This is a genomic window from Nitratireductor sp. GZWM139 (genome assembly GCF_030068685.1).
Lineage (GTDB): Bacteria > Pseudomonadota > Alphaproteobacteria > Rhizobiales > Rhizobiaceae > Nitratireductor > Nitratireductor aquimarinus.
Genome location: NZ_JAMQML010000003.1, coordinates 259,750 through 276,046 on the forward strand (window position 1 = coordinate 259,750; position 16,297 = coordinate 276,046).

At 62.8% G+C, this 16,297-nt stretch carries 17 protein-coding genes; all 17 read right to left on the reverse strand.

Annotation, left to right across the window (positions count from 1 at the left end):
- Nucleotides 1–3: 3 nt before the first annotated feature.
- The gene (gene flgD / locus NDI72_RS05315) at nucleotides 4–408 is read right to left on the reverse strand and encodes a flagellar hook assembly protein FlgD (protein ID WP_206544156.1); all 405 of its coding nucleotides are present in this window, start codon (nucleotides 406–408) and stop codon (nucleotides 4–6) included.
- A gap of 3 nt (nucleotides 409–411) precedes the next feature.
- On the reverse strand, nucleotides 412–849 hold the full coding sequence (gene flbT, locus NDI72_RS05320) for a flagellar biosynthesis repressor FlbT (protein WP_283799865.1): 438 nt from the start codon (nucleotides 847–849) through the stop codon (nucleotides 412–414).
- Complete coding sequence (flaF, locus tag NDI72_RS05325; RefSeq protein WP_113152890.1) at nucleotides 846–1,196, reverse strand: flagellar biosynthesis regulator FlaF; 351 nt, start codon at nucleotides 1,194–1,196, stop codon at nucleotides 846–848. Before flaF ends, flbT begins: the two co-directional genes overlap by 4 nt.
- Nucleotides 1,197–1,228: 32 nt before the next feature.
- Nucleotides 1,229–2,278 carry a flagellar hook-associated family protein gene (locus tag NDI72_RS05330; RefSeq protein ID WP_206544154.1) on the reverse strand — a complete coding sequence of 350 codons (1,050 nt, stop codon included), beginning with the start codon at nucleotides 2,276–2,278 and terminating at the stop codon, nucleotides 1,229–1,231.
- 11 nt (nucleotides 2,279–2,289) lie between these two features.
- Complete coding sequence (gene flgK, locus NDI72_RS05335; protein WP_206544153.1) at nucleotides 2,290–3,750, reverse strand: flagellar hook-associated protein FlgK; 1,461 nt, start codon at nucleotides 3,748–3,750, stop codon at nucleotides 2,290–2,292.
- 37 nt (nucleotides 3,751–3,787) lie between these two features.
- Nucleotides 3,788–5,044, reverse strand: coding sequence for a flagellar hook protein FlgE (locus NDI72_RS05340; RefSeq protein ID WP_206544152.1), 1,257 nt, complete (start codon nucleotides 5,042–5,044; stop codon nucleotides 3,788–3,790).
- Between the two features lie 99 nt (nucleotides 5,045–5,143).
- The gene (locus NDI72_RS05345) at nucleotides 5,144–5,818 is read right to left on the reverse strand and encodes a response regulator transcription factor (RefSeq protein WP_113152886.1); all 675 of its coding nucleotides are present in this window, start codon (nucleotides 5,816–5,818) and stop codon (nucleotides 5,144–5,146) included.
- A gap of 139 nt (nucleotides 5,819–5,957) precedes the next feature.
- Nucleotides 5,958–6,512: a lytic transglycosylase domain-containing protein gene (locus tag NDI72_RS05350; protein WP_283799866.1), complete on the reverse strand. Its 555-nt coding sequence runs from the start codon at nucleotides 6,510–6,512 to the stop codon at nucleotides 5,958–5,960.
- Nucleotides 6,484–7,794, reverse strand: coding sequence for a flagellar hook-length control protein FliK (gene fliK / locus NDI72_RS05355; RefSeq protein WP_283799867.1), 1,311 nt, complete (start codon nucleotides 7,792–7,794; stop codon nucleotides 6,484–6,486). Before fliK ends, NDI72_RS05350 begins: the two co-directional genes overlap by 29 nt.
- On the reverse strand, nucleotides 7,791–9,134 hold the full coding sequence (locus tag NDI72_RS05360) for a MotC family chemotaxis protein (RefSeq protein ID WP_283799868.1): 1,344 nt from the start codon (nucleotides 9,132–9,134) through the stop codon (nucleotides 7,791–7,793). The genes fliK and NDI72_RS05360 overlap by 4 nt, the downstream gene beginning before the upstream one ends.
- Complete coding sequence (locus NDI72_RS05365; RefSeq protein ID WP_283799869.1) at nucleotides 9,131–10,465, reverse strand: MotB family protein; 1,335 nt, start codon at nucleotides 10,463–10,465, stop codon at nucleotides 9,131–9,133. Before NDI72_RS05365 ends, NDI72_RS05360 begins: the two co-directional genes overlap by 4 nt.
- Nucleotides 10,462–11,118 (reverse strand): FliH/SctL family protein, encoded by a 657-nt coding sequence (locus NDI72_RS05370; RefSeq protein ID WP_283799870.1) that lies wholly within the window; start codon nucleotides 11,116–11,118, stop codon nucleotides 10,462–10,464. Before NDI72_RS05370 ends, NDI72_RS05365 begins: the two co-directional genes overlap by 4 nt.
- Complete coding sequence (fliF, locus tag NDI72_RS05375; RefSeq protein WP_113152880.1) at nucleotides 11,118–12,758, reverse strand: flagellar basal-body MS-ring/collar protein FliF; 1,641 nt, start codon at nucleotides 12,756–12,758, stop codon at nucleotides 11,118–11,120. Before fliF ends, NDI72_RS05370 begins: the two co-directional genes overlap by 1 nt.
- Nucleotides 12,759–12,877: 119 nt before the next feature.
- Nucleotides 12,878–13,747 (reverse strand): flagellin N-terminal helical domain-containing protein, encoded by an 870-nt coding sequence (locus NDI72_RS05380; RefSeq protein ID WP_206544147.1) that lies wholly within the window; start codon nucleotides 13,745–13,747, stop codon nucleotides 12,878–12,880.
- A 204-nt stretch (nucleotides 13,748–13,951) separates the two neighbouring features.
- Nucleotides 13,952–14,821, reverse strand: a complete 870-nt coding sequence (locus tag NDI72_RS05385) for a flagellin N-terminal helical domain-containing protein (protein ID WP_283799871.1) — start codon at nucleotides 14,819–14,821, stop codon at nucleotides 13,952–13,954.
- A 238-nt stretch (nucleotides 14,822–15,059) separates the two neighbouring features.
- A complete protein-coding gene (gene fliP / locus NDI72_RS05390; protein WP_283799872.1) occupies nucleotides 15,060–15,797 on the reverse strand; it encodes a flagellar type III secretion system pore protein FliP in 738 nt (245 codons plus the stop codon).
- Nucleotides 15,794–16,294 (reverse strand): flagellar basal body-associated FliL family protein, encoded by a 501-nt coding sequence (locus NDI72_RS05395; RefSeq protein ID WP_283799873.1) that lies wholly within the window; start codon nucleotides 16,292–16,294, stop codon nucleotides 15,794–15,796. The genes fliP and NDI72_RS05395 overlap by 4 nt, the downstream gene beginning before the upstream one ends.
- Nucleotides 16,295–16,297 lie beyond the last annotated feature (3 nt).

A 16,297-nucleotide genomic window follows, 5' to 3' on the forward strand; every position in this document is an offset into this window, starting at 1 on the left:
GGCCTAGCGTATCACAACGCCGGGGCCGACGGGGATCTTGTCGCCGCTTTCCAGCACGGCCATCACGCCATCGCTGTAGAGGCGCACTTCGGCAACCGTTCCGGTGATCTCGCCATCGGCGGAGGTGACTTCGCGGCCGACCAGGCTGCCGGCCTGCGCCAGCGCCGAGGCCTGAAGGATCTGGTCGAGCTTGGCATTGGCCTGCACCGACTGCTCCACCTGCGAGAAGCTGGCGAGCTGGGCCACGTAGTCGGTGGACTCCATCGGGCTCGTGGGATCCTGGTTTTTCATCTCGGCCACGAGAAGGCGCAGAAACGACTGGTAGTCGACGGTCTGCGGCGCGTTGGCCTGCCGGGCGGCGCCGGCCTTCTGGGCCTGCTGTGCGCCCGAAGTCGCTTCGACGTTCATGACTTACTCCCCTGCCATTGCAGCCAGCCTGTTGTCCCCGGTGGGCGCGGCAGGCTGTGCGATGATCTCGTCTTCGATTGGATAGAGCGCGCGGATTTCCTTCAGGGCGTCATAGACCTGCCCGTTGGAAACGAGTTCCTCGACATGCTTGAGGCCGGCGCGAATGCGTTCATTGGTGAAGCTGTCGAGCAGGCGCGGCAGAAGCTGATTGAAGAGCCGGCGCGCATCATCGGCGTTTTCCGGCGTGATCAGCATGATCTGCACCGTGAAATAGATCTGGCGCAGCGGCGTGCGCGCATCCTCTGCCTGCAGAACGTGGTTCTCGAGCAGGAACTGGACATTGTTCAGGAATTCGAGCGTCACCTTGCGGTCGGTCTTGATGACCGCGCCGTTGACGTAGATCTTCTCATTCGCCTTCAGGGATATTTTCAGTGTGCTCATTGCTGGATGCCGTCGCGAATGATCTGCGACACCTCTATGAGGCCGTCCAGGTTCTGGGAACGCCCCTGACGGACTTCTTCACCTTCGCGCAGAAGCCATAAGCCGATGGAGATGAGATTGGCTCTCAACTCATTGGGCAGTTCGTTGTCCGGGCTGCCGAGATCGTCGATGAAGGCGGTCCAGACGCGCATCATGAAGTGAATGGCCTCGACAGCCTCCTGCGAGTTCAGGCCCTTCTCGCGCGCCCTCTGAAGAAGCTCGATCGATCGGCTCAGAACCTGCTCCTCCCTGTCCCGGGCGTCGGCAAGCGAGTCTGTCTGAACTTCGCTGTAGGAAAACTGGTACATGTGCTTCCCGTTCGTTTGGTTCCGGCTGTCGGTTAACGCAGATAGTTGAGCAGGCTGAGCTGCTGCAGGCGGGCGGTCAGTGCATAGGATGCGTCAAGCTGCGCGCGCAGGTCGTTGACCCGTGTCGCGGCTTCATAAGGGTCGATGCCCTCGCTGTCCTTGATGAGTGTCTTGAAGAGATCCACCTGCGCGGAAACCCGCGCGCTGGCGTCTGACACGCGGTTCTCCACGACGCCGGCATGCGCCTGCGCGTTGGCGATGTCGGCAATGGCCTCGCCGACCATGGTGAGCGATCTTTCGTAGAGAACGTTGCGGGCTTCTTCGCCAAGCGGTCCGTTGAGGAGGTCGGAGATGGTGGCGGCTGCCATGGCGAGCTTGCGGATGCCGTTCTCATTGGCTGTCAGCGAGGTCTCGGCCGTCTCGTTCATGGCGATGCGGCTCGTGATCTTCTGGTTCGATGCGCTGGACCAGTTGGTTTCCCAGCCCGCGCCGGTGAACTGCGGCTCCACATAATTGGTGATGAAGTCGTCCATGTCGGCCGCGCTGATAGTGGCGGCTGCCGGATCGTCGCGCGTGAAGCCGAACTTGGCCATGAAGGCGGCGTCGAAGGTGGTCTTTGCCGGCGAGCCTGCATCGTGGAAATCGGTCAGGGGCTTCACATCGGTGTTGATGCCCGCGAACAGATATTCGCCGTTCAGATTGGTGTTGAGCACGCCGGTCAGCGTTTTGAGAACACGCTCCGCCTCGGCCTGCGAAACGGCGACCTGATCGATGTCGGATTTTGCTGCGGTCAGCGAGGCGAGAAGGCTCTGGCCCATGTCGCCGATCTGCGACATGGCGTTCTGCGTTGCCGAAAGCCGGTTGGCGGCGAGCGCGTTTGCGTCGATCAGGCCTTTCAGCCGGTCGATGTTGCGGTCCATGGAGAGATTGCGGCCGGCATGCGCGCCAAGGGCTATGCCCACATCGGAGTGACGGCCGGTCTGCGACTCCTTCAGGCTCTCGGCCAGCTCCGACTGCATGCGCATCGTCTGATAGCGCAGCGTCTGCGACATGGCGAGCGATGAGATGAAGGAGGTTTTCATGTGCTCTCTCTCTACCGGGTGGCCTGCATCAGGGTTTTGAGCATTTCGTCGATCACCGAGATGAGACGTGCGGACGCTTCATAGGCGTTTTCCAGGTCCAGCAGCAGCGCCATCTCGTTGTCGACATTGACGCCGGTTGCATTGGATAAGGCCGTCGCCGAGCGCACGGCGAGCGCCTGTTTGCCTTCAGCTCCGCTCGCCGCCTGCTTGCGGGTGGCTTCCAGCCAGCTCACGGAATCGAACGAGAAGGCCGTGACGCTGCGGGTCGTATCGAGCCCGGCCAGCGGGTCGAAGGTCATCGGCTCGTCAAGCCGCTGGGAATAGCTGAGGAGCAGATCCGAATAGGATGCAGCACCCGTGGTGTTGTGCAGATAGACCGCGCCATTCGCGCCGCCGTCGCGCAGGAGCGACGGGTCGCCGCCGGCATTCTTGTCGAAGGCGGCATTGACGCGGATTGCGCCCGCCAGGCCGTCGATCAGTGTGCCAGCCGGCGGAATGCCGGGGCCGCCTGCCCAGTTGAAGAGACCGGCCATGTCCGGCTGTATGCCGCTCGGATCGGTTTCGGCGAAGGCGGTGATGAGGCCGCGCGCGACTTCGTCGAGCTGGCGCTGCATCTGAAGGGCGGTCTGGTCGCGCAACTGCAGGGCTGCCGCGATTGAGCCCTTGGCGTCGGTGTTGCCGCCGCTGCCCGGCACCAGCGGAACACCGTCCACATAGACCGCATTGCCGGTCGTGCCGGGGCCATAGGCCGTGTTCGGTGTGAAGGTGACGGGACGCGGGACCGTCTCGAACATCGTCGCGCCGTCTGCGGTGACGATGACCATGTCGTTGGCCGCACGCGTGGTGGTGGAAATCGCCACATACTCGGAGATTTTCTTCAGGAGCGCGTCGCGGCGGTCCAGCGCGTCGGAGATGTCGCGGCCCGCGCGGGTGCCGTTGACGATCTCGGTGTTGACCGTTTCGAACTCGCCCAGAAGGTAATTGAGGTCGTCGACCGCGGTGACGATGTCGCGGTCGGCGTCGGCGCGGAATGTCTGGACGCCATTGGCGCCGTCATTGAGCGAGCGCACGACCTGATGCGCGGCCTGTACCGCGCTTTCGGCGAGCGTGGCGTTGGAAGGCGTTGCCGCGTAGAGCTGCATCGCCTCCTGCAATTTGCTGATGGCGGTGGCCGGCGCATTGGCGTCGTCGACGCCATTGACCGTCAGGCGCATCGTGTCGAGCCCGCCGGACATGGCTTTCTGCCCCTGCCATGCGGAGATGGCAAAGAGGTTCTGCCGGAACAGGACCTCGTCGGCTGCCCGCCGGATCTGGGCGATGCGCGCGCCGGGGACCATGCTGGTCAACAGCGCGCTGCGATGTGCGTAATCGGGGTTGCTGGCTTCTGAAACGTTGCGTGAGACGACGGAAGTCCGGCGCGAGGTGTTGAAGAGCGCGGTCTGTGCGATGCTAAGTGCGGATGTCAGTGACATTTATATTCTTCCACTTCCCCGTTCCAGAAATCGACGCTTATCGCTTCAGGTTGACCAGCAGTTCCATCAGCTCCGAGCCGGTCTGGAACGACTTGGAGTTGGCGGTGTAGTTGCGCTGCGCCTCGATCATGTCGGTAAGCTCCTGGGCGATGTCGACATTGGAGCTTTCGACCGCGCCGGCGACGACCTTGCCGAGATTGCCCGAACCGGAGAAGCCGAGCTGTACGCCGCCCGAATCCGCGCTTTCGGAGAACACGTTGCCGGTGATCACGTTGAGCTGGTCGGGGCTCTGCACATTGGCGAGCGGGATGCGGTAGAGGGCGCGCATGGAGCCGTCGGCATACTGCGCGAAGATGGTGCCGTCCTCGGCGATCTCCACGCTGTCGATGGCGTAGGGCGCGCTGCCGTCGACTTCGCCGGTCACCGAGAAACCGGTGTCGAGCTGGGTCATGTCGGACAGGTCGATGGTCAACGCATCGCCGCCGGGCACCGTCAGCGAAATGTCGGTCGGGCTGCCGCCGGCCAGCTTGCCGTTTGTCGGGTCGAAGGTGAGCGTTGTCGTTGCAAGCGGCGGATTGGCGTAGGGGAACGACGTGTTGGGCGCTGCATCCGCCCGGTCGTAGACCGTCATCTCCCAGGTGTCGGGGCCGGTCTTGGTCATGTAGACGTCGAGCAGCTGCTTGCCGCCGAGATTGTCATAGGCGACCAGCGAGCTCTTGTGGGTGTACTGCGCCGTCGCGGCGTTGGCGGAGGGGAGATCGGCTGCTGCAACCGCAGTCGAGCTTGCCGGCAGGTTGGCTGCGAGCTTGCCGTTGCGCGAGGGCGTTGCGACGAGTTCCGACTGGGCGATGGTGACTGCTTCAAGGCCGGCATAGCCGTTTGCGGTGACTGCGGGCGTGCCGTTGGCGTAGCTGTAGCCCATGAGCTTGTAACCGGCGGCGTTGACCAGTTCGCCCTGGGCATTTGGAACGAAGGAGCCGGCGCGGGTCAGGAAGGGCTGTCCGTTGGTGCCCTGAACGACGAAGAAGCCGCCGCCCTCAATGGCGAGGTCGGTGCCCGACGTCGTGTACTGAAGCGGACCGGACTTGGAAATCTCGTAGCGGATCGACGTGGTGACGCCGCCCGAATTGTAGGACCCGCCGGACGATGGCAGGACGAGCGAGGAGAATTCAGCCTTCGCGCGCTTGTACCCATTGGTGCTGGAATTGGCGATGTTGTCGGCAACGGTGGACAACCGGTTGGATTGTGCCGCCATGCCGGAAACGCCGGTACGCATCATGCCGTAAAGGCCCATCGGAAGTCTCCTCGTAGTCTACGCCGATTGCAATCACGGTAGGGGATGTGACTTGCGTGAAACTGGTGGTGGCGCGTTTTGAGGAAGAAAACTGGCGGATTATCCGTCCGCCAGCCTGTAACCGAGGTACCGCTTGGAATCGATGGGATCGAAGCCGAGCTTCTGGCGCAGTTTCTTGCGCAGCTTGCTGATGTGGCTTTCCACGACGTTCTCTTCGACGTCTTCGTCGAAAATGCCGTAGATGGCGTTGAAGATCTGGGTCTTGGTCACGCGGCGCGTCGGGTTGCCGGCCAGATATTCCAGAATGCGGCGCTCGCGGCGCGGCAGGGGAAGAGGCTCGCCGGACACTTCCGGGTCGCGCCCGTCGAAATAGATGCGCATGGCGCCGATTTCGGTGAAGGTTGCCGTATCCTGCTGGGCGCGGCGGCGAATGGCCGTGATGCGCGCCAGGATTTCGCGGATGTGAACGGGCTTGCGCACGACATCATCGACGCCCCATTCGAACATGCGCAGCGTGTCATCGAGCGAATTGCGCTCGCTGAGCGCGATCAGCGGTGCTGCCGAACGTTCGCGGATGCGCTGGGCGCGGATGTCGCCTTCGTCGCACTGACCGAGAAGAAAGGCGCTGACGGCCTTCAACTCATCATCTGCAACGGTTTCGACCCATTCGCCGAATTCCTGCGGCGCGAAACCCGCGCTCGCCACCCCTTCTCGATTGAAAAGTGAGTGGTAACCTTCCGTCACCAGCTCACGCTCGTCTATCACCACAATCACCGGCCCGCCCTCCGAATCAACTAATGTGTCAAGTGGTAACTGGTCGGGCGAATCGCGCACAACTATGAATTCTCAGGAGTCAATAATGGGGAGTCCGGAGAGCGGTCCGGCTTCCGGTATCGCTGTTCAGTAGATTCAATTATGGGTTGCAGAAACTGCGTGCCTCTGGCGTCCACGCTCCGAAGCCGGTCGCGACCATGTTTGTGATGACGCGGCAGACATAGCGTTTCTGTGCCGGATCGTTATTCGGCCCGGCATGATAGCGGGCCACCGCCATTGACCAGGAACCGTGACGCTTCTTCAGCTGAACCAGAAAACGGGCGGCGTAATCGACATTCTGGCGGGGGTCGAGCATGGCGTTCAGATTCCTGAATTGATCGCCATGGTAGTGGTGGTTGATCTGCATGCAGCCCAGATCGATCAGCTTTCTGCCTTCCCTGCGCGCCTTCTCGAAGGTGCGGATCGCCTCACTGGTGCTACGGGCGAACACGGCCTTGCCTTCGATGTTGAGTGCGTGGGGCTGGAGGCTTCCTTTCACGCCGGTCTCGGTGAGGCCGACGGCGTAAAGAATGCCAGGCGGAACATGGTAGCGTTCGGCGGCGCGCAGGATTTCGCTTTCGCAGGCATTGGTCGCGGCCTGAGCGCCTGCGGTGAGAGTTGCGAGGCTAAATATAAAGGCCGTTATTCGCCGCATCGCCGCCATCCTGCGTCTGCCGTCCGTCACGGCCCGATTGTTCGCGTGAGGAGCGTTCGCCATTGCCTCCGCGCGAAAGGTCGCCATCGTTTTGACCGTTCATCGACTGGAAACTGCCATCGCGCGTGTTGCCGCCGGTGGCAGTGTTGCTCTGGCCTCCGGGTGCGGATTGCTGGACGGTCACGCGGTCGATGTCATAGCCGAGCGAGCGCAGCGCCTTGACGATGCTCTCGCTATCGGTGCTGAGGCGATGGCGGGCTTCCGCGTTCTCCACCTGCAGGTCGACGGTGAGCTGATCGGCGACAATGCGCAGGCGCGCCGTGACAAGGCCAAGCTCTGCCGGCTGAAGCTGGATCTTCAGGGTCTGGACCATGCGGCCGGCTTCACCCTGCTGCGTGGTTTGCAGATGTGCGGCTTCACCGGCTGCGGCGCGCTGGGTGGCTGCAGCCTGTTCGCTGCTCGCTGCCGGTGCAGGTGCGCGCTGGATCGAGACAACGCGGATTTCGGGCTGGGGCTGCTGCTGTTGCTGCGGGCCATCGCGCAACAGCGTCTCGCCGCCGCCGCGCGTCTGGTTTTCGCCTCTGCCGGTCTGGACCGGCTGTTCTTCCGGCGTCCGGGAAACGGCCTTTTCGCCAAGTGCTGCATGGGCCTTTGCGGTTGCGCTGGCCGCTTCCGGCAGGGCGCGGGCGGGCTGGTTTAATGCGGATGCAGGAGCGTAGCGCTCGCGCGCACGGTCGCCTGCCTGTGGCGCGGGCTGCGAAGCGCCTGCCGTCTGTGCTGCTGCTGCGGTATTTGCCGGCAGTTCGGGTGCCGGCAGTTCGGGCTGTGCCGGGGTCGTTCCGCTTTTGCCGGCGGTGTTCGCCTGCTCCCCGGTGGTTTCTGCATCGGCATTCGCCGGGATGGCGGCATGGTCTGCTTTGGCTGGTGTGGCGGCTGCCGGCGGCGCGGCAGGCGTTTCGGTCGCCTGAGCCGGATTGGCCGGAAGGGCAGGGTCGGTAAGGGCAGGGTCAGTAAGGGCAGGGTCGGCCGCACTGGCGTCGCCCTCTGCAGTCTCGGTTTTCTGCGTGTCCATCTGGTGGGGCAGGGTCCAGCGGATGGGACGCCATGCGCTGTCTTCGCCCTGCGTTTCCTCACCGGGCGCGGATTTGGTTTTCTTGGCCGCGCTTTCCTGCATGGCTTCTTCAAACCCGGCTTCGTCAGCAGCGCCATTGGCGCGCTTGTTCGGTGCTGAATCGAGTGCCTGTGCGGCAGCGGGCAGTCCGCGACTGATGGCAGCGTTCATTGACCGGTTTCCTTCTCAAGCAGCGCGTCGATGTCATCGAGCTTGCTGCGCATTTCCAGCATGTAAGCGTCGGCGGCTTCGTTGATCGGGTCGCCCGGGAATGCGGCCTCCACAGGCTCCTGCGGCGCGCTCTCCGGCTGCGTCTCCACGAGGTCCGGGATGAGATCGGCGTCGGGAATGATATCCGGCAGAAGCGGGTCGTTCTGCGGCTCCGGTTGTACGGCGACGGGCGCCGCGGCAGGTGTGACGACGGGCACGGCGGCAGGTGCTGGCGTGGGTGCCGGCTCTTCGGACACGGCCGAGGTGTGGCGGGGCTCATCGAGAACCGCCTTGGCGATGGTTTTGGCCGCGTCTAGCAATTCACGGTCGGGGGCGGAGAGACGTTCTGCATCCAGACCATTCAGCGCGGCGAGCACCTCGTCCACATTGTCGGAGGTAACCGACGCCATGTTGGCGTATAGAATGGCGCGGGGATCGCTCTCACCCTCAGTCGTCTGGCTGTAGGACATGGCCTTCATGGCGGCGAAGGAGAGAAGCCGGTCGTAGCCCTCGATGGCGCTCTTGCGGGCGAGGCGCAGATAGACGATGCGCGCCTGCTCGTCGGACATCTGTGCGGTGATTTCATCGACCATGGTCGGGTCCACCGTGTCGTGCAGCTCCACCACGGCGGCCACGAACGTGTCGACGAACTGGGTCGCATAGGGCGAGCGCAGATAGCGCCGGACATATTGCTCGGACGCGCGCGAGAGGCGTTCGGTATCGTTGAGTGCTGCGGCCAGCGGAATGCTGCGGCGCAGGGCTGCTTCCTCGATGAGCGTGCCGGGGCTTAACAGCCTCGCCTGATCCAGCATCTTCACGGCGAACAGGGGATTGTCACGCGCCGTGACCGTTGCGCTGACAAGCGCGACCGACGGGCCGACTTCCGGCGGCAGCGTTTTTGGATCGAGCGTCTGCAATGTGGCGCGGGCCGAGGCATAATCGCCAAGCGCGTAGTGCACGATGGCCTGACCGAGTTCGGCCTTCTTGCCCTCAAGCGTGAGCCTGGAGAAAAGCAGTTCGAGCGTCTTCGGATTGCCGCCGCTCAGACCGTAGATAAGCAGCGCCTGGAGGTTTCGCTCGTCTTCGAAATCCTCAGGCGTGGCGTTTCTCATGCGGCCGTCGATGATGCCCAGAAGCTTCTGCTGCATGGGGAGTGCTGCGTGATCGCCATCGGCGATGCGGTCCTGCACGCGCTGGAGCGAACGCACCATCTGATAGGGCTGCATGGCCGCTGCCTGGGCGCTGTTGTCGAGAAACATGCCCGCCACCAGGACAGCGGCCAGTTTCGCAATCACTCTCATTGCGGCACTTCCAGCAGGATTTCGATGCGGCGATTGGCGGCCGCATAGGGGTCTTCGGGCACTTTCAGCTTGCGGTCGGCAAAGCCGGCGACCTGTTCGATGCGCTGCTCGTCGAGACCGCCGCGAACCAGCATGTAATAGGCTGCCTGTGCGCGGGCGCTGGAAAGACGCCAGTTGTCATAGGTCTCGCTGCGGAAGGGACGCCCATCCGTGTGGCCGCGCACGCTGACATTGCCCGACTGATCGGAGAGGGTCTGGCCGATCTTGTCCATGGCGAGCACGAGATCGCGTTGCGGCACGGCGGAGCCGACCGGGAACATGCCGTTTTCCAGATCGTCGGTGATGGAGACGAGCACACCTTCATCGGTGGCGACAACGGAGATGGAGCCTTCGAGGGGACTGCCGGAAAACTGCTGAGCAAGCTGCTCGCGGATCTGGTCGGCGAGCTTCTGGCCGCGCTCGCCTGGCGTTTCCTCAGGGGCAGCGGTTTCAGCCTCGGCGGTCGCGTCTGCCTGTTGCGCGACGGGCGGCACGGCCTCGACCGGTTCGGCCTCTGCCTTTTCTTCCGGCTTGAGGGGCTGGACGTCTGGAACGGGCGTCAGGGCGATGGCGTTGCCGTCGCCCTCCTTCGGCGCTTCGCGGGCGACGGTCGGAGGCGCATTCTTGCCATTCGTGGGCAGATCGACATCGCTGCCGGCTGCGTTTTCGCGCACATCGTCGGGATCGCCCTGAACGCCGATGCCGGGGCGGGCAACCTGCTGCGACCAGAAATCGGGCGCAAACGGGTCGCGGTAGGATTCACCACCCGACGCGCCCGATGACGGGCCTGCATTCTGCGCGCCGCCTTCGCCCTTGGTCGACACGTTCTGCATGGTGTCGGTGTTCGACGCGATCTCGGCCAGAACGGCATAGGGATCGGAGAAAAGGTTTTCGTCGGAGAGTTCGCGCGTGTCGGAGGTGCCGACGGCGCTTTCAAAGCTCATCGGGCCGGAGGTCTGGTCGTGATCCTGCGAGGGTGCGCCGGGCGCATCGACCTCGACATCCTCCGGTGCGGGATCAGCCGGATCGCCGTCCAGACTTTCCAGACCCTTGCTGTTGGTGCTCTGGTCGATCAGCTTTACGGGATTGAAATAGCTGGCAAGCGCGGTCTTGGTGTCGTCATCCGTAGCGTTGATGAGCCACATGACCAGGAAGAAGCACATCATGGCGGTCATGAAATCCGCAAAAGCGATCTTCCATGCACCGCCATGATGGCCCTCGTCCTCGCCGCCGCCGCCACGGCGAACGATAATGATCTCGGATGCCCGATCCTCGTTCTCGGCCAAACTCATGAGATCAATCCTGCCAGTGTTTCCGACCACTCGGTGAGCCGCGTTTCAAACAGCTCTTCATCGATTGTGACGCTTATGTCGAAGCCCGGCGCTTCGGCGAAATCCACGTGGCTGGCCTTTTCGCCGAGCCCGGCTTTCAGCGCCTCCCAGAGGGCCGGCGAGCCGCTGACGCGAATGCGCAGGGCCTCACGATCATCGATGGCGCTGCGCACGACCCGCTCCAGTTCGGTGATGGAGCGTTTTTGCAGATCCTCGGTGAGAACCGAACCAAGCATGCGCGCGGTTGCCTGCGTGGCGAGCTCGACCACCTGATTTTCCAGAACGGTGAAGTGCTGGGTGATGGTCTGGCCGGCGGCCTCGCCAAGCTGGGCGCGCAGTGCGTCCATCTCGTCGGCATGGCGCTGGCGTTCCTGCTCCATGGCCTCGGCATGTTCACGTGAAAGACGCTCCGCCAGTGCAATCTGTGCGGCCGCGATGAGTTCGTCCGTCTGGGTCTGGAGCGGGCGGACGGGCTCTGCCGCTGCCACCGGCTGCTCGTCCGGCTGGGAGAGCGGGTTGAAACCGTGATCCGCCGCATGGTCGCCGGGAGAAGGCGGCGGCGTTGGCGCGCCGAAATCCGGCAGAACGTCGAACAGCGAGAGGGCGGGGGGCATCAGCTCGCCTCCGCCTCAACGCGCGCCCACTTGCGCAGGATGTGCGCGGTGCGCTCCTCATTGAGGTCGACCATGCGGGCCAGACGCTCCTGCGGTGCGGGACGGATTTTCAGGCGATGGGTGCCATATGTATCGTCTTCCTCGAACTCGGTCTCGGAGTAGCCGCCATCGGTGAGGCGGGCCTGCTCTTCTTCCGGGTTGGGCAGCGAACGCTGCATCTCTTCATCGGCAGGCCCCTGCGCGATTGCCGGGCGCATCAGGTTTGCGCCGAGCGGCTTCAGGCCGAACCAGGTGACGAGGAAGGCGACCAGAATGAAGGCGGCTGCATTGATGAGCGTGCCGGTGTGCTGGCCGACGGCGTCGATGATGCCGGGTTCGGCGACCGGTACGCCATCCAGACCATCGATGAACTCGACGGAGGAAACGTTGATCACGTCGCCGCGCGTTTCGTTGAAGCCGGTGGCCGAAGCGACGACTTTCTGGATGTCGGCGATGCGCGCATTGATCTGGTCAGGGGTCGCGTTCGGCCCGAGAATGTCCATGATGCGTGCCTGATTGACCACGACGGCGATGGACATCTTGTCGACGCTGTAGCCGTTGCTGGTGGTGGCGATGCGCTTGGTGTTCAGCTCGTAATTGGTGGTTTCCTCGCGGCGCTCGCTCTCCTCGGACGATTTCGGTCCGGCACTTGCGGCGGCCTCGTCTTCGGGCAGGTTCTGGGCGACGGAGGTGGGCTGGATTGCGGTTTCGCGGTTGGCGCTGTCGCTGGAGCGCACCACCTGAACCGAGCGCTCGACGCGGGAATCGGGATCGAAGATGACTTCTTCGATCTGGCGCGCGTCCGTGTTGACGTCGGCCTTCACGCTGGCGCGGAAATTGTCCGGTCCGAGATACGGAGAGAGTGCGCGGCGGATGTTCTGTTCGATCTGGTTTTCCACGGTGCGTTCAACGCCGATGGAGCGCTGTGCGGTGCTGTTTGACAGATCGTCGCCGGAAGCGAGCAGCGTGCCGGTGGAATCGAGAATGGTTACCTTTTCCGCGTCGAGCCCCGGCACGGCAGCGGCCACCAGATAGCGGATCGAGGAGGCGGCGTTGGTGGCGTCGAGGCTGGAGGCGCGGATGACGACGGATGCGGAGGGCTGGCGCTCTTCGGTGCGGAACGTGCCGCGCTCCTGCATGACGATGTGGACGCGGGCGGCCTTGATGCCGGTCAGGGACTGGATGGTGCGGGCGATTTCGCCTTCAAGGGCCCGCACCCGCGTGACCTGCTGCATGAAGGTGGTCAGGCCAAGCGAGCCGACATTGTCAAAAAGTTCGTAACCGGCATTGGTGCTGCTCGGCAGGCCTTTTTCGGCGAGGAGCATGCGCGCCTGCGCGGTCTTGCCGGCGGGAACCAGAACAGCGGTTCCGTCCGAGACCACGTCGAAGCCGATACCGGCTTCGCCAAGCACCAGACCGATCTGGTTCACGTCGGACCGGTCGAGCCCGACATAGAGTGTTTCGTAGGCGGGTTTGTTGAGATAGGCCGCGCCCGCGACAACGACGGCCATGACCAGCGCCAGCATGCCGCCCAGAAGGGCGAGCCGGCGGGGGCCGAGGCTTTTCAGGTTAGCGACAACGGTCTGAATCTGCTCAGGCAACGCCCAATGCTCCCATACGAATTCTGAAGGGAGAGTAGACGCCGAAGCTTGTGCGAAAATGAAATGGGGCCGTTTCGCGGCCCCACTGGAAAGAATACCGGGATGTGCGGTGCGGTGTCTTACTTGAACAGCGCGAGAATGCTCTGGGCGTTCTGGTTGGCGATCGACAGGGCCTGAATGCCAAGCTGCTGCTGAACCTGAAGGGCCTGCAGGCGCGTGGATTCCTCGTTCATGTCGGCATCGACAAGCTGTCCGACGCCGCGCTCGATGGAATCCATCAGGTTGGAGACGAAGTCTTTCTGCAGGTCGAGACGGGTCTTCGCCGCGCCGAGATCGGCTGCGGCATTGGACATTGCCGACAGGGCGGTTTCGATATCGGTCAGATAACCGTCAATCTGGGCGTCCGTGCCGTTGGCGACGATGTCGATCAGCATGATGTCGTCAGCCAGACCGCCGGCGGCGCCGCCGGCAGCGAACAGCTTGACGCTGCCGATGTCGATCTTGATGGTGCCAACGGTGACAGCGCCTGCGGAGGAGCGGTTGTAGGCGGAAACCACTTCCATATCGCCGGTGTCGTCGGTCGCCAGAATGTTGGTGCCGGCATAGCTTGCGCCCGTGGCGGCGCTCTTGATGTGGTCAAGCAGGATGCTGATTTCGGCCTGGATCTTGCCCTGGTTCTCGGCGCTTGCGCCGCGTGCGGTGACCAGCTTCGACTTGATGGCGTCGACGGCTTCCAGCACGTTGTTCATGGCGGTATAAGAGGTGTCGACCTTGCCTGCGCCCAGACCGAGTGCGTCCTGCACGGCGGATAACGCCTTGTTGTCGGAGCGCATGGTCGTTGCAATCGACCAGTAGGCGGCGTTGTCGCTTGCCTCGGCGACGCGATAACCGGTGGAAATGCGGCCCTGAACCACGTCCATGGACTTGTTGGTCATTTTCAGGCTCTGCAATGCAACCATTGCAGATGTGTTGGTCATGATGCTGGCCACGTGATCACCCCTTTGTTCAGCCGCCCCCGATCAGCGCCATGCGATGACGCCGGGTATGGTTAACAATAGGTAGGCACACATGGTTAACAGGCTGTTAACGCAGGTTAACTGTTATGGATAAGGCCAATAAAAAACGGGCCGTTCTTGCGAACGGCCCGCGGGTCTTGTGAAAGATGCCGGTGCCTGAGCACCGGGATCAATCCATTAGCGGAACAGCGAAAGGATGTTCTGCGAGTTGGAGTTGGCGATCGACAGCGCCTGAATGCCCAGCTGCTGCTGAACCTGCAGGGCCGACAGACGGGCCGACTCTTCGTTCATGTCTGCATCGACCAGCTGGCCAACACCGCGCTCGATGGCGTCGGAGAGTTTGCCAACAAAGTCTTTCTGCAGATCGACGCGCGACTTGGCTGCGCCGAGCTCTGCTGCCTGGTCGGCGAGGGCGGCAAGAGCCGTCTCGACGGTGCCAAGAGCCGTGTCGACTGCCGTGTCGGCAACCTGGCCGCCGGAAGCGTCGAACAGAGCGGTTGCAACGACGTTTGCTGCAGTACCGGCGGTGCCGGCCGTGTCGAGCACCAGAACTTCGGCGCCCGTCAGCGTGACTTCGTCGATGGAGACGGTCGTGCCGGTGCGGTTGTAGGAAGCGACGATGTTAACATCGGCGTTGTCCTGGATGATGTTGGAGCCGGCATAGTTGGAGTTGCCGACGACCGACGTGATGTGCTCCTGAAGCGAATTGATTTCGCCCTGGATCTTCTGCTGGTCTTCCTGCGAAGCGCCGCGTGCCGTGACAAGCTTCTGCTTGATCTTGTCGACGGTGTCGATGACTTCGTTGATGCCCGTGTAAGCCGTGTCGACTTTACCGGCTCCGAGACCCAGAGCATCCTGAACGCTGGACAGGGCCTTGTTGTCGGACTTCATCGAAGTCGCGATCGACCAGTAAGCTGCGTTGTCGGCAGCTTCACCAACGCGCAGGCCCGTCGAAATGCGGGACTGGGTGGTGGCCATGTTCTTGGAGATGGTGTTGAGGGTCTGCAGCGCGGTCATTGCCGACGCATTGGTCATAAGACTAGACATGGGATAAACGCCCCTGAAATACAAAATAAACGAGGGACATACCGGGCTGACCGGTTTGACGGAGTGGCATCATGCCCTTGATCCCGTTGCAGGATCTGTCCGCCATGCACGAGCATTTATGGCGGCGATTTCCTACCAAAAGGATAACCGGGAAAGTTAATTTGGAAGAGTCTGGAAAATTTTTGTCGGCTTTTCAGGCAGGGCGGATCACGCCGCCCCGCATTGCCGGATCAAAGCCCTAAACAAATGACCGGACGAGGCTGCCCACGAGCAGGTTCCACCCGTCTATCAGGACGAAGAAAAGTATCTTGAACGGTAGCGATACGACGGTCGGTGGCAGCATCATCATGCCCATCGACATGGTGATGGTTGCGACGATCAGATCGATGACCAGGAATGGCAGAACGATCAGGAAGCCGATCTCGAAGCCGCGCCGGATTTCAGAGATCATGAAGGCAGGCACCAGCACGCGCAGATCGGCGCTTTCGACCGTGACGTCGATGTCGGCATTGCCGCGTTCTGCGGCGAGGTCGGCAAAGAGGGCGAAATCCTTCTCGCGCACATTGTTGACCATGAAGCCACGGAACGGCTCCGTGATGCGCTGCACCGCGTCCTGTTCGCTGATCTCGTTGTTCATCAACGGCCGGATGCCGTCCGCCCAGGCCCGGTCGAATGTGGGGGCCATCACGTAGAAGGTCATGAACAGCGAAAGGCTGATCAGGATCAGGTTGGCCGGTGTGGTCGGCAGGCCCATGCCGGCGCGCAGGATCGAGAAGGCGATCACGAAGCGGGTGAAGCTCGTGACCATGATCAGGATGCCGGGCGCGACAGAGAGAACCGTCAACAGGCCGAAAAGCTGGATGATCGTGCCGATGGTCGATCCGTCCGCGCCGGTCAGCGCGCCAAGATCGATGGACTGTGCTGCCGCTGCGGAGGGCGCAAGCACGGCGGCAAGGGCCAGGAATAAACGTTTCATTCGAACAACAGCGCCCTGAAGAGGATCTGCTTGACGGCGCCGTCGCTGCGAACTCTGGCGCGTTCTTCCAGATCGGAGCGCAGATGCTGGAAGCCGCTGGCCGTTTCCACCTGGCGCAGCTTGATCGTGCGCAAATAGGCAAAGAGATCCTGATGGACGGCCTCGGCAATAACCGGGTCGGGTTCGCCCTCGAAGACCAGCGCCATTTCCGCGCGCACCCAGATTTCGCTGGGCTCGGCGAGATTGGTGGTGATTGGCTCGATCGTGTAGACGCCAACGGGACCGGGAACGGCAGCCTGTTCGCTGCCGGCATTGCCGTGCGCGGCGTCTTCACTTTCCGCCGTGCCGCTTTCCGCGACGGCGGTCCTGCTTTCCAGATAGCTGCCGGCGAACCAGGCAGCGCCACCGGCAAGCGCCGACATGACCAGCAGGATGGCCAGCTGGACGACGAGGGATGGTCCCTTGCTTTCCGGTGGTTGTTGTTCGAGCAGCGCCATGCG

What these genes read in the sequence shown, in the direction of transcription:
- flaF (WP_113152890.1), bottom strand. Translation starts at nt 1,196, where the DNA reads ATGTACCAGTTTTCCTACAGCGAAGTTCAGACAGACTCGCTTGCCGAC.
- flgK (WP_206544153.1), bottom strand. Translation starts at nt 3,750, where the DNA reads ATGTCACTGACATCCGCACTTAGCATCGCACAGACCGCGCTCTTCAAC.
- NDI72_RS05360 (WP_283799868.1), bottom strand. Translation starts at nt 9,134, where the DNA reads ATGAGAGTGATTGCGAAACTGGCCGCTGTCCTGGTGGCGGGCATGTTT.
- NDI72_RS05385 (WP_283799871.1), bottom strand. Translation starts at nt 14,821, where the DNA reads ATGTCTAGTCTTATGACCAATGCGTCGGCAATGACCGCGCTGCAGACC.
- NDI72_RS05370 (WP_283799870.1), bottom strand. Translation starts at nt 11,118, where the DNA reads ATGCCCCCCGCCCTCTCGCTGTTCGACGTTCTGCCGGATTTCGGCGCG.
- flbT (WP_283799865.1), bottom strand. Translation starts at nt 849, where the DNA reads ATGAGCACACTGAAAATATCCCTGAAGGCGAATGAGAAGATCTACGTC.
- flgD (WP_206544156.1), bottom strand. Translation starts at nt 408, where the DNA reads ATGAACGTCGAAGCGACTTCGGGCGCACAGCAGGCCCAGAAGGCCGGC.
- NDI72_RS05350 (WP_283799866.1), bottom strand. Translation starts at nt 6,512, where the DNA reads ATGCGGCGAATAACGGCCTTTATATTTAGCCTCGCAACTCTCACCGCA.
- NDI72_RS05330 (WP_206544154.1), bottom strand. Translation starts at nt 2,278, where the DNA reads ATGAAAACCTCCTTCATCTCATCGCTCGCCATGTCGCAGACGCTGCGC.
- NDI72_RS05340 (WP_206544152.1), bottom strand. Translation starts at nt 5,044, where the DNA reads ATGGGCCTTTACGGCATGATGCGTACCGGCGTTTCCGGCATGGCGGCA.
- fliK (WP_283799867.1), bottom strand. Translation starts at nt 7,794, where the DNA reads ATGAACGCTGCCATCAGTCGCGGACTGCCCGCTGCCGCACAGGCACTC.
- NDI72_RS05365 (WP_283799869.1), bottom strand. Translation starts at nt 10,465, where the DNA reads ATGAGTTTGGCCGAGAACGAGGATCGGGCATCCGAGATCATTATCGTT.
- NDI72_RS05395 (WP_283799873.1), bottom strand. Translation starts at nt 16,294, where the DNA reads ATGGCGCTGCTCGAACAACAACCACCGGAAAGCAAGGGACCATCCCTC.
- fliP (WP_283799872.1), bottom strand. Translation starts at nt 15,797, where the DNA reads ATGAAACGTTTATTCCTGGCCCTTGCCGCCGTGCTTGCGCCCTCCGCA.